The organism is Nocardioides panacis (assembly GCF_019039255.1).
Taxonomy (GTDB): Bacteria; Actinomycetota; Actinomycetes; order Propionibacteriales; family Nocardioidaceae; genus Nocardioides_B; species Nocardioides_B panacis.
Genome location: NZ_CP077062.1, coordinates 2,339,413 through 2,350,260, shown reverse-complemented (window position 1 = coordinate 2,350,260; position 10,848 = coordinate 2,339,413). Strand labels below are relative to the sequence as shown.

Here is a 10,848-nt window from a genome sequence, read left to right as displayed (position 1 = left end):
AGGTGGCGGCTCGGGTGACCCGCCGGTAGCCCGCTAGGGTCGGGACGTGCGTAGAGCAAAGATCGTCTGCACCCTGGGTCCCGCGGTGAACACTCCCGAGAAGATCCGCGCCCTCGTCGATGCCGGCATGGACGTCGCCCGGATGAACCTCAGCCACGGGTCGTACGCCGACCACGAGCAGGTCTACCGGATGGTCCGTGAGGCCTCCGACGCGAGCGGTCACGGCGTCGGCATCTTCGCGGACCTGCAGGGCCCCAAGATCCGGCTGGGCAAGGTCGCCGGCGGCCCCGTGCAGCTCGTGGCGGGGGCGACGTTCACGATCACCACCCGCGAGGTGCCGGGCGACGCCACGATCTGCTCGACGACGTACAAGGGGCTCCCGGGCGACGTCCGCGTCGGCGACCCGATCCTGATCGACGACGGCAAGGTGCGCCTCGAGGTCGTCGAGGTGGGGGAGACCGACGTCGTCACCCGCGTGCGCGTCGCCGGACCGATCAGCAACCACAAGGGCATCAACCTGCCCGGGGTCGCGGTCTCCGTGCCGGCGATGTCCGAGAAGGACATCGACGACCTGCGCTGGGCGCTGCACCTGACCGTCGACTTCATCGCGCTGTCGTTCGTGCGCAGCGCCGCCGACGCGGAGGACGTCCGCAAGATCATGCGCGAGGAGGGCATCTTCCTGCCCGTCATCGCCAAGATCGAGAAGCCGCAGGCGATCGACAACATCGAGGAGATCGTCGACGCGTTCGACGGCTTCATGGTGGCCCGCGGCGACCTCGGCGTGGAGTGCCCGCTCGAGGACGTCCCGTTCCTGCAGAAGCAGGTCATCGAGGTCGCCCGCCGGCACGCAAAGCCGGTCATCGTGGCCACCCAGATGCTCGAGTCGATGATCTCCTCCCCGCGCCCGACGCGGGCCGAGGCCTCGGACGTCGCCAACGCGGTGCTCGACGGCGCCGACGCGGTGATGCTGTCCGGCGAGACCAGCGTGGGGGAGTTCCCCATCGAGACCGTCGAGACGATGGCCCGGATCATCTCGTCGACCGAGGACCACGGCCTGGCCCGGATGGCGGCCATCGACTGGCAGCCCCGCACCCGCGGCGGCGTGATCGCCAAGGCCGCCGCCGAGGTCGCCGACCGGGTCCGGGCGAAGTACCTCGTCGCGTTCACCCAGAGCGGCGACTCGGCACGGCGGCTGTCGCGCTACCGCGGCGCGATCCCGATGCTGGCGTTCACCCCGGTGCCCGTCGTGCGTTCCCAGCTCGCGCTCTCGTGGGGCGTCGAGACGTTCCTCGCGGCGCCGGTCGAGCACACCGACGAGATGGTCCGCCAGGTCGACGAGCACCTCCTGCGGGTCGGCAAGGTGCAGGAGGGCGACCTGGTGGTGATCATCGCCGGTGCGCCCCCGGGGATCCCGGGCTCGACGAACGCGCTGCGCATCCACCGGATGGGCGACGCGATCAACGGGGTCGCCCCGGCCTACCGACGCCCGGAGTGAGCGCGCTCAGCGCTTGAGCCCGAGCAGCTCGTCGAGCCGGGCCACCCCGGCGCGGGTGGAGACCGAGATCGTCTTCCAGCTCGACTGCCGCCACGGTACGTCGACCAAGTCGAGCGCCTCGCAGCACCAGCGCCGGATGTCCGGGGGAGTTGTTGGTGAACTGCCACCGCGGGTAGTCGTAGCGCTTCATCTCGCCGGCCACCAGGCGTCGCGTCCAGTTGTTCGCCCGGCAGCCGTCGGAGTGGAACAGCCCGCGCAGCAGGTCGGCCGGGTGCCGCTCGACCACCTCGCGCTGCCAGCCGGCGAGCACCAGGGTGCGCTCGTGCTTGCGGCCGGGGCCGTGCTGCGGGAACAGGCACGGCCAGTGCTTCCAGTAGCTCTGCACGACTACCACTCCCGGTGCCCGGACGTGCTGCACCCGGGCACCCGGCCGCACCTCGCCGATGGCAGCGGTGACGTCCTCGACGATGCCGGGGTAGGCGCGGTCACAGGACACTCGCAGCGCGTGCACGGACCGGACGCGGGACAGGCAACCGTCGCCGAGGTAGTAGCCCAGCAGCCGGGCGTACCCGGACGACGCCGCCGGTACGGTCTCCTCGCACACCCAGCAGGCACCGGTGGCCGGAAGTGCGCCCGGACCTCGGTCGCGCCACTCGCGCAGGCTGGCGCGGCTGACGCCGGTGGCCCGGCTGACGTCGCTCAGCGAGCCTCCGTCTGCGAGCAGCTGCAGGGCGCGGAGACGCTGCATAACGGGGTGCACGGCACGACCCTGCCGCAGACCACCGACAGGTTGGAGGAGTGCCCCGGGTGGGATTCGAACCCACACTGGATGGTGTTTGAGACCATTGTCTCTGCCGTTGGACTACCGGGGCCCGACCGCTGAGAAGGGTAGCCGATCCAGGGTCTGGACCGCCGCTTGCCATTGTCTATCAAAGAAATAGTCTTTGAGTCCGGCACGGAGGAACCGACGGTGGGACGACATGAGACGACTGCTGCAGGCACTGGTGGGTCAGGAACGCGCGATCGCGAACGCCCGCACCGCCTGCAGCCACCTGTCGCGGCGCCGGGTGGAGCGTGAGGACGTCGAGCTGTTCCTGCAGGCGCACGCCGCCCGGGTCCGCGGCGCCACCGACCGGTCCGCCTGACGGGTCGACTCTGCGGGACGACGGGGTGGCCGGCGGCTCGTCGTACTAGCCTTCACTCGTGAGTCCGGACCCCTCTGCCCCCGCACGCCGCGTCGTCATCGCCGAGGACGAGGCGCTGATCCGCCTCGACCTCGCCGAGATGCTCGCCGAGGAGGGGTACGACGTCGTGGGGCAGGCCGGCGACGGGCAGACCGCCGTCGAGCTCGCGGAGCTGCACCGGCCCGACCTGGTGGTCCTCGACGTCAAGATGCCCAAACTGGACGGGATCACGGCGGCTCAGCGGATCGCCGAGCAGCGGATCGCTCCGGTGGTGATCCTCACCGCGTTCAGCCAGCGCGACCTGGTCGACCGGGCCCGCGACGCCGGCGCGATGGCCTACCTCGTCAAGCCGTTCAACAAGGCCGACCTGGTGCCCGCCATCGAGATGGCGGTGAGCCGCTTCGCCGAGGTGCAGCTGCTCGAGGCCGAGGTGGCCGACCTGACCGAGCGCCTGGAGACCCGCAAGTCGGTCGACCGCGCCAAGGGCGTGCTGCAGCGCCAGCTCGACCTGAGCGAGCCGGACGCGTTCCGGTGGATCCAGAAGACCGCCATGGACCTGCGCCTCTCGATGCGCCAGGTCGCCGACGGCGTGCTCACCCACGGGCCGTCCGTCACCGGGACCGACAGCCCGGAGTAGCCCGGGACAGTCCCGGAGCAGCCCGGAGCAGCCCCGGGCGGCCCGCAAAACGGGCAGCCGGTCGGGGTGCAGCTCCCGCAGGTCACGAAATGGCAACGACAGCACCACCAATTGTCCTCAGACCGCCATGGGACAAAGGGTTTGGCGCTAGGTTCGCACCATCAGAATGCGCGATCGGTACCCGGTGGGGGGACTCCGCGCACACTCCTCATGACGGAGGCTCAATGATTCGCCCAAACCGCGCCCTGCGCACGGCTGTGGTGCTCGCGACGGCGTCGCTCGCACTGACGGCCTGTGGTGGCAGCAACAGTGACAGCAACAGTGCCGGCTCCTCGTCGTCGTCCTCGCCGAGCGAGAGCAGCTCGGCCGCTCCCGCCAAGGGCGACGGAACGCTGACGGTCGGCACCCTGCTCCCGCAGACCGGCGACCTCGCGTTCCTCGGCCCGCCGGAGTTCGCCGGCGTCCAGACCGCCATCGACGACATCAACAGCGCCGGTGGGGTCCTCGGCAAGGACGTCGTCCAGGTCAAGGCCGACTCGGGTGACGGCACGCCGGACATCGCGGGTGCCCAGACCGACAAGCTGCTCGACGCGAACGCCGACGCCATCGTCGGTGCCGCGTCCTCCTCGGTGTCACTGAGCGTCATCGACAAGATCACCGGTGCCGGTGTCGTGCAGTTCTCGCCCGCGAACACCTCGCCGGCGCTGGACGACGCGAAGACCGACCCGAAGAACCTGTACTTCCGCACCGCCCCGTCCGACGTCCTCCAGGGCGCCGTGATGGCGAACACGCTGATCGAGGACGGCCGCAACAACGTGGCCATCCTGGCCCGCCAGGACTCCTACGGCGAGCTGCTCGCCGGCCAGATCGACAAGGGCATCAAGGCCGGTGGCGGCAACGTCGCGGTCAAGAAGCTCTACTCGGCCGACGCGACCAACTTCACCGCCGAGGTGAACGCCGTCGCGGCGACGAAGCCCGACGCCATCGTCCTGGTCGCGTTCGACGAGACCAAGAAGATCATCCCGCAGCTCATCGCCAAGGGCGTCGGGCCGCAGGACGTCCCGACGTACTTCGTGGACGGCAACACCGCCGACTACTCCGCGGACTTCCCGAAGGGCACCCTGAAGGGCGTCAAGGCGACCTACCCGGGCGCCGAGCTGACCTCGGACTTCAAGGACCGGATGCGGAAGACGGACCCGAAGCTCAAGGACTTCACCTACGGTCCCGAGTCGTACGACGCCACGACCCTGATCGCCCTCGCGGCGATCGAGGCCAAGTCGGACGACCCGTCGACCTTCGCCCCGGACATCATCAAGGTCTCGAAGGACGGCACCGAGTGCTCGACCTTCAAGGAGTGCTCGGACCTGCTGAACAAGGGCGAGGACATCGACTACCAGGGTGTCTCGGGTCCGTGCGACCTGGGCGACACGGGTAGCCCGACCAAGGCCACGATCGGCATCTTCAGTTACGACGCCACCAACACGTACAAGAACCTCAAGTACGTCACCGGCGTGATCTGATCCACCCAGCACAGCGAAGGGGCCCGACCACCAGGTCGGGCCCCTTCGTGCTGTGCGGGGGAGTGCGGAAGCGAGTGGGGAGGCTCAGTCCTTCTTCGCCAGCGTCCCGAGGTACAGCTCGATCACCTTCGGGTCGTTGATCAGGTCCTGGCCGCTCGCGGTGTAGGCGTTGCGGCCCTGGTCGAGCACGTAGCCGCGGTCGCAGATCTGCAGGCAGCGCTTGGCGTTCTGCTCGACCATGATCACCGAGACGCCGGCCCGGTTGATCCGGCGGGTCTGCACGAAGACCTCGTCCTGCATGACCGGCGAGAGACCCGCGGAGGGCTCGTCGAGCAGCAGCACGGACGGTTCCATCATCAGCGCGCGGCCCATCGCGACCATCTGCCGCTCGCCGCCCGACAGCGATCCGGTGCGCTGCGCCTTGCGGTCGATCAGCGCGGGGAACAGGTCGCCCACGAACTCGAAGCGCTTCTTGAACGACTTCGGCCGCTGGTAGACGCCCATCTCCAGGTTCTCCTGGATGGTGAGCGACGGGAACACGTTGTTGGTCTGCGGCACGAAGCCGATGCCCTTGGTGACCAGGTGGTCGGCCCGCTGGTTGGTGATGTCCTCGCCCTTGAGCGTGACCGTCCCGGTCTTGATCTTCACCAGGCCGAACAGCGCCTTGAGCAGCGTCGACTTGCCGGCGCCGTTCGGGCCGATGATGCCGACCAGTTCGTTCTCCTTGCAGTACAGGTCCGCACCGTTGAGGATGTTCACCCCGGGCAGGTAGCCGGCGATCAGGTCGTCGGCACGGAGCACCGCGCCCTCGGCCGCCTTCACGTGCTCGCTGCGCGAGGTCTGGTCGGTCGAGGCCTCAGACACGCTGGTCTCCTTCTGCTTCTCCGGCGGTCGGGACCGGCGTCTCGTGGTGCTGCTCGTCGTGGATCTCGGCCTGGGCCTCGGAGAGGATCTGCTCCTCCATGTCCTCGCTCAGGTCCTGGTCGTGGTGCGAGCCGAGGTAGGCGTCGATGACCCGCTGGTCGCCCATCACCGAGTCCGGGGGACCCTCCGCGATCACCTTGCCCTGGGCCATCACGATGACCCAGTCGGAGATGTCGCGGACCATGTCCATGTCGTGCTCGACGAAGAGCACGGTCCGGCCGTCGTCGCGCAGCGACTTCCACGTGCCCCAGCAGCGACTGCTTGAGCGCGGGGTTCACCCCGGCCATCGGCTCGTCGAGCATCACCAGCTCGGGGTCGGCCATCAGCGCCCGGGCCATCTCGAGCAGCTTGCGCTGGCCGCCGGACAGCGAGCCCGCGAAGTCCTCGCGCTTCTTGATCAGCAGGAAGCGCTCGAGCAGGCCGTCGGCACGCTCGGTGTTCGCGGTCTCCTGGCCACGCCAGAACGGCGCGAACATCGCCTTGAGCAGGCTCTCGCCGTGCTGGCCGGTGGCGCCGACCCGCATGTTCTCCAGCACGGTCAGCCTGGAGAGCACCTTGGTGAGCTGGAAGGTGCGCACCATGCCGAGCCGGGCGACCCGGAAGGCGGGGACGCCGCGGAGGCTCTTGCCGTTGAAGGACCAGTCGCCCGCGTCGGGCCGGTCGAAGCCGGTGAGCAGGTTGAAGAACGTCGTCTTGCCGGCGCCGTTCGGGCCGATCAGCCCGGTGATCACGCCGCGCTGGATCTCGACGTGGTCGACGTCGACGGCGGTCAGGCCACCGAAGGTACGGCGGATGCCGTCGGCCACCACGATCGGGTCGGGCTTCTTCGCGCCGGGCTCGTGGGCGACGTCGCGCAGCGCCGCGCGGGCGGCGTTGACGTCGACCTTGGCGGGACCGCCCTTCGCGGGACCGTCCTTCTCCGGGCCGGTCTCGGCGTGGTTGGTCACGGTGTCAGCGGGCATCGAGGGCCAGCTCCCTTCGGTCCCCGAAGATTCCTTGCGGGCGGTAGATCATCAGCAGCATCAGGGCGAGGCCCATGAAGATGAAGCGCATGAGGCTGGCCTGGTTGCTGTTCATGATGGCGGCGGGGATCGACGGGTCGGTGCCGGAGGTGGCCTGCCCGAAGAACAGGTCGAGGAAGCTGATCAGGAACCAGAAGATCACGGTTCCGGCGACCGGGCCGAGCACCCGGGCGGCGCCACCGACGAGCAGCACGGTGTAGGCGAAGAAGGTGGTGTCGGTCGCGAAGAACGACGGGTTGATCGCCGAGTGCTGCAGCGCCGACATGATGCCGGCGACGCCACCGATGACGCCACCGATGACCAGCGACTGCATCTTGTAGGCGTAGACGTTCTTTCCGAGGCTGCGGACCGCGTCCTCGTCCTCGCGGATGCTCTTGAGCACCCGGCCCCACGGGCTGCGCATCAGCGCCCAGACCATGACGCAGAACAGCGCGACGAGCGCCCAAGAGACCAGCAGCGTCCAGAAGTCGTAGGGACGCCAGGTGACCACCCCGGGGATGCCGATCCGGCCGCTGAACGGGTTCAGGGCGGCGAAGCTGCTGTTGAACCCCTGGAGGCCGTCCTGGCCGCCGAAGTACTTCAGCAGCGTGACCGAGCCGATCGTCTGCCGGATGATCTCGGCGGCCGCGATCGTCACGATCGCGAGGTAGTCGGCGCGCAGCCGCAGCGTCGGGACGCCCAGGAGCAGCGCGAGGACGGCCGAGGCGAGCAGCGCGACCACGCAGCCGAGCCAGAACGACAGCCCCCAGGTCGTGACGAACGACGAGACGGCGTAGCCGCCGACGGCCATGAAGCCCGCCTGGCCGAAGTTGAGCAGGCCGGTGTAGCCGAAGTGCACGTTCAGGCCGATGGCGGCGAGGCAGTACACCGCGGCGACCGGGCCCAGACCCTGTTGCATGCTCTGACTGAGAATGGCGTGCCAGTCCATGTGCTAGCTCCTAACCGACCCGCTGGGCCTTGCCGAGCAGGCCCTGGGGCCTGACCAGCAGAACGACGATGAGTACGACGAGTGCGCCGACGAACTTCAGCTCAGCCGGGATGAACAGCGTGGAGACCTCGACGAAGAGCCCGATCACCAGGGCGCCGACGATCGCGCCCCACGCCGTGCCCAGGCCGCCGAGGACGGTCGCGGCGAAGACCAGCAGCAGGATCTTGAAGCCGAGCTGGTAGTCGAAGCCCTGGGTCATCCCGAGCAGCACGCCCGACATGCCGGCCAGCATCGCGCCGACGATCCAGACGACCGAGATGACCCGGTCGACGTTGATGCCGGTGGCGGCGGCGAGCGCCGTGTTGTCGGCGACCGCGCGGGTGGCCTTGCCGAGCCGGGTGCGCTGCAGGGCGATGACGACCACGACCAGCACGATCGTGGAGAAGACGACGATGAAGACGTCCTTGGGGGTGACCAGGATCGGGCCGATGTGGTACGGCCGCGGGCTGGAGAACTGGGAGTACTGGTGGGTGCTGGCGCCCGCGAGGTACTGGTAGACGTTGCGCAGGAAGATCGACAGGCCGATGCTCACGACCATCATCGCGACCAGGCCTGTGCCGCGGTGCCGCAGCGGCCGCCACAGGGCGCGGTCGTTGAGCCAGCCGAACCCGGCGGACGCGATGGCCGCGACGATGATCGAGACGGCGATCGTCACGTTCGTGCCGGCGATGGTGATCGTGCCCGGCAGTGCGTCCACGCCGTAGGCGACCAGCGCCCCGAACGTGATCAGCTCGCCGTGTGCGAAGTTCGTCAGGCCCGTCGTACCGAAGATCATCGACAGGCCGAGGGCGGCCATCGCGAGCAGCAGCGAGAACACCAGGCCGCCGACCGCGAGCTGCAGGGCCTGGGTGGCCTTGCCGGCGTTGGCGGCCGTCGCGTCGCCGATCGGGAAGGTGACGTAGACGTCCGAACTCAGCTTGGGGGTGACCTTCAACGAGAGCTGCTTGGGGTTGCGCAGCGCGGCACCCTCCGGAAGGGACGACTTGTCCAGCTTGACCGTGTAGGTGTTGCCGAGGACGTCGATCGACTTGCCGGGCAGCGCGATGTCGAAGACGCCGCTGTCGTTGCTGGTGCCCTCGCCGACGTTCTTGCCCTGGTCGTCGACGACGGTGAACTTCACGCCCGGGACCGCCTTCGGCGGCTTCTCCCGGGTGTCGGTCAGGCACCCCTGGATGTGGATGGTGTCGTCGTTGCGCGGCGCGGGCTTGGTGCAGGCGGACTCGCCGACGTGCGGCACCGGGGCCGCTGACACCGGTCCGCTGCCGATCATCACGAGCGCCGCGACCGCGAGCGCGGTCAGCAAGGCGGCGATGCTTCTGGGGCGGGCGTGCATGGGACTCCTGTCGCGGGTACTTCGCCGGTCTGTCTCAGGTGTGACGCGGGACTATAGCGACAGCGTGAGTCCGCGGTGTTTCACCACCGACCGCTCCCGCTCGTCCCCCTGGCCGTCACATTAGGACCAACGTCGGGGTGGTGGCGACGTTTGAGGCAACAATTCGCCAACGAGTCGGGCGCGCCGCCCGTCGTACGACGCTCAGCGCAGCGCGGCCACGAGCGTGGTCAGCAGCGGCGCGAACAGCAGTCCCGGCAGCAGGTCGCCGACCGGAACCTGTCTGATCCGCAGCAGCCGCAGGGCCACCCCGACCAGCATCAGGCCACCGGTCGCGGTCAGCGCGGCGACCTGGGCGGCGGGCATGACGTCGCCCAGGACGGCGCCCAGCACCGTGAGCGACCCCTGCACGACCAGCAGCGCGAGCACGCTGGCGCCGACGCCCCAGCCCAGCGACGCCGCGAACGCGATCGCCGCGAACCCGTCCAGAGCGGACTTCAGGAACAGCTGGTCCGCACCGTTGCCCAGCCCGTCGTTGAGCGAGCCGAGCACCGTGAGCGGCCCGACGCAGAACACCAGCGAGCTGGTCACGAAGCCCTCGATGAACCGCTGCCGGTCCGGACCGCCTGCTCCGGAGCGCCGCTGCAGCAGCTGCTGGAGCCGCCCGCCGAACCCCTCCAGGCGCTCCTCGATGCCGAGCACCGAGCCGGTGATGCCGCCCAGGACCAGCGAGCCGAGCACGATCAGCATCGGCGCGCTGTCCCCGACCGCGCGGGACCAGGCCGGGTCGGCGATGCTCGTCGCCGCGGACCCGGCGATCAGCAGCGTGACCAGGCCGAGGCCGTCGGTGACCACGTCGCGGGTGCGCTGGCGGAGCCGGTGCCCGACGAGCACGCCGATGGCGGTGCCCAGCAGGACCGTGGCCATGTTCACGACGGTGCCGATGCCCGGGAACATCACGTCTCCTCGCGGTGTGCACGGGGCCGGAGATCCCGGCTACCCAACGGGGTCGTACTAGGCGTAATCTCTCACCTCGGTCAGGTTCACGAGGTTGCGGGGCACCGACGAGCCGGCCGTCCAACGCATCCTGTCGCACTCCTCGTCGCCGGTCGCCGGCTGGGAAAGGTGTCCCCATGTTCCGCTGCGCGGTCTCCCTCAGCGACGCTGCCCCCGGCGATGCCGCCGCCCTCGTGGAGGTCTGGGGCGCCCTCGCCGAGCGCCCCCACCAGGACCAGGCCACCGCGCACGCCACCCAGGAGGCGGCCGCCGCGATCGCCCGGATCGCCGCCGACCCGGACCAGCGGCTGGTCGTGGCCCGCATCGACGACGCCGTCGCGGGCGCCGTGCACCTGATGCGCGCACCGCTCTCGCCGGTGCACAGCGACACCGCGATCTACGTCATGCACCTCCATGTCATCGAGTCCTTCCGCCGGCACGGCGTGGGCCGCGCGCTCCTGGAGGCCACCGTCACCTGGGCCGAGGAGAAGGACACCGAGCACGTCATCGCGGCGGCCTCGGTGGCGTCCCGCGACGCCAACCGCTACATGGCCCGGCTCGGCCTCTCCCAGATCGCGGTCGTCCGCGGCGCGACCGTCCCGGCGCTGCGCGCCAAGCTGCCGGTGGAGCCGCCGGCCGCCGCCCGGGTGGGCACCCGCAGCCACCGCAACGTCGGCGCCGTGCTCGCCCAGCGCCGCTCGCTGCGCCGCTCCCAGGCCCGGCCCTCCTAGCCCGTCCGGTCCGGGGTCCCG

11 protein-coding genes, 1 tRNA gene and 1 pseudogene are annotated in these 10,848 nt (G+C 69.8%); 5 read left to right on the top strand and 8 right to left on the bottom strand.

Annotated features, from left to right (window positions below):
- Positions 1-46 precede the first annotated feature (46 nt).
- Entirely contained in the window at positions 47-1,495 is a 1,449-nt protein-coding gene (pyk, locus tag KRR39_RS11405) for a pyruvate kinase (protein WP_216942115.1), read from the top strand.
- On the opposite strand, the gene KRR39_RS11400 is transcribed toward pyk, so the two are convergent.
- Both KRR39_RS11400 and KRR39_RS11395 read right to left on the bottom strand, forming a co-directional pair.
- The gene (locus tag KRR39_RS11400) at positions 1,458-2,255 is read right to left on the bottom strand and encodes a helix-turn-helix domain-containing protein (protein WP_254185674.1); all 798 of its coding nucleotides are present in this window, start codon (positions 2,253-2,255) and stop codon (positions 1,458-1,460) included. The two genes, pyk and KRR39_RS11400, sit on opposite strands and share 38 nt — an antisense overlap.
- A 39-nt stretch (positions 2,256-2,294) precedes the next feature.
- Positions 2,295-2,367: transfer RNA gene (locus KRR39_RS11395), tRNA-Leu, on the bottom strand.
- A 108-nt stretch (positions 2,368-2,475) separates the two neighbouring features.
- Between KRR39_RS11395 and KRR39_RS11390 the strand changes: the two genes are divergently transcribed.
- The 3 genes from KRR39_RS11390 to KRR39_RS11380 all read left to right on the top strand — a co-directional run bounded on the left by KRR39_RS11390 (position 2,476) and on the right by KRR39_RS11380 (position 4,836).
- Positions 2,476-2,640 carry a hypothetical protein gene (locus KRR39_RS11390; protein ID WP_216942114.1) on the top strand — a complete coding sequence of 55 codons (165 nt, stop codon included), beginning with the start codon at positions 2,476-2,478 and terminating at the stop codon, positions 2,638-2,640.
- 58 nt (positions 2,641-2,698) lie between these two features.
- Positions 2,699-3,316, top strand: a complete 618-nt coding sequence (locus KRR39_RS11385) for an ANTAR domain-containing response regulator (RefSeq protein ID WP_216942113.1) — start codon at positions 2,699-2,701, stop codon at positions 3,314-3,316.
- Positions 3,317-3,540: 224 nt separating this feature from the next.
- Positions 3,541-4,836 (top strand): ABC transporter substrate-binding protein, encoded by a 1,296-nt coding sequence (locus KRR39_RS11380; RefSeq protein WP_216942112.1) that lies wholly within the window; start codon positions 3,541-3,543, stop codon positions 4,834-4,836.
- Between the two features lie 84 nt (positions 4,837-4,920).
- Here the strand turns inward: KRR39_RS11380 and KRR39_RS11375 are convergent, their stop codons facing one another.
- The 6 genes and pseudogenes from KRR39_RS11375 to KRR39_RS11355 all read right to left on the bottom strand — a co-directional run bounded on the left by KRR39_RS11375 (position 4,921) and on the right by KRR39_RS11355 (position 10,057).
- Positions 4,921-5,700 (bottom strand): ABC transporter ATP-binding protein, encoded by a 780-nt coding sequence (locus KRR39_RS11375; protein ID WP_216942111.1) that lies wholly within the window; start codon positions 5,698-5,700, stop codon positions 4,921-4,923.
- Complete coding sequence (locus KRR39_RS24730) at positions 5,693-5,866, bottom strand: hypothetical protein (RefSeq protein ID WP_367303738.1); 174 nt, start codon at positions 5,864-5,866, stop codon at positions 5,693-5,695. The genes KRR39_RS11375 and KRR39_RS24730 overlap by 8 nt, the downstream gene beginning before the upstream one ends.
- A 235-nt stretch (positions 5,867-6,101) precedes the next feature.
- Positions 6,102-6,722, bottom strand: a pseudogene (locus KRR39_RS24725) (ABC transporter ATP-binding protein); the annotation flags it as partial.
- Entirely contained in the window at positions 6,712-7,680 is a 969-nt protein-coding gene (locus KRR39_RS11365) for a branched-chain amino acid ABC transporter permease (RefSeq protein WP_254185673.1), read from the bottom strand. The gene KRR39_RS11365 and the pseudogene KRR39_RS24725, both read right to left, overlap by 11 nt.
- Positions 7,681-7,720: 40 nt before the next feature.
- Positions 7,721-9,103 carry a branched-chain amino acid ABC transporter permease gene (locus tag KRR39_RS11360; protein ID WP_216942109.1) on the bottom strand — a complete coding sequence of 461 codons (1,383 nt, stop codon included), beginning with the start codon at positions 9,101-9,103 and terminating at the stop codon, positions 7,721-7,723.
- A gap of 201 nt (positions 9,104-9,304) precedes the next feature.
- Positions 9,305-10,057 (bottom strand): DUF554 domain-containing protein, encoded by a 753-nt coding sequence (locus KRR39_RS11355; RefSeq protein ID WP_216942108.1) that lies wholly within the window; start codon positions 10,055-10,057, stop codon positions 9,305-9,307.
- 176 nt (positions 10,058-10,233) lie between these two features.
- Here KRR39_RS11355 and KRR39_RS11350 point away from each other — a divergent pair, with 176 nt between their 5' ends.
- Positions 10,234-10,827 carry a GNAT family N-acetyltransferase gene (locus KRR39_RS11350; protein ID WP_216942107.1) on the top strand — a complete coding sequence of 198 codons (594 nt, stop codon included), beginning with the start codon at positions 10,234-10,236 and terminating at the stop codon, positions 10,825-10,827.
- The last annotated feature ends 21 nt before the right edge of the window (positions 10,828-10,848 follow it).

Coding starts and splice junctions, on each gene's coding strand:
- KRR39_RS11360 (WP_216942109.1), bottom strand. CDS start 9,103: ATGCACGCCCGCCCCAGAAGCATCGCCGCCTTGCTGACCGCGCTCGCG.
- KRR39_RS11380 (WP_216942112.1), top strand. CDS start 3,541: ATGATTCGCCCAAACCGCGCCCTGCGCACGGCTGTGGTGCTCGCGACG.
- KRR39_RS11350 (WP_216942107.1), top strand. CDS start 10,234: ATGTTCCGCTGCGCGGTCTCCCTCAGCGACGCTGCCCCCGGCGATGCC.
- KRR39_RS11355 (WP_216942108.1), bottom strand. CDS start 10,057: ATGTTCCCGGGCATCGGCACCGTCGTGAACATGGCCACGGTCCTGCTG.
- KRR39_RS24730 (WP_367303738.1), bottom strand. CDS start 5,866: ATGGGCGACCAGCGGGTCATCGACGCCTACCTCGGCTCGCACCACGAC.
- KRR39_RS11390 (WP_216942114.1), top strand. CDS start 2,476: ATGAGACGACTGCTGCAGGCACTGGTGGGTCAGGAACGCGCGATCGCG.
- KRR39_RS11365 (WP_254185673.1), bottom strand. CDS start 7,680: ATGCAACAGGGTCTGGGCCCGGTCGCCGCGGTGTACTGCCTCGCCGCC.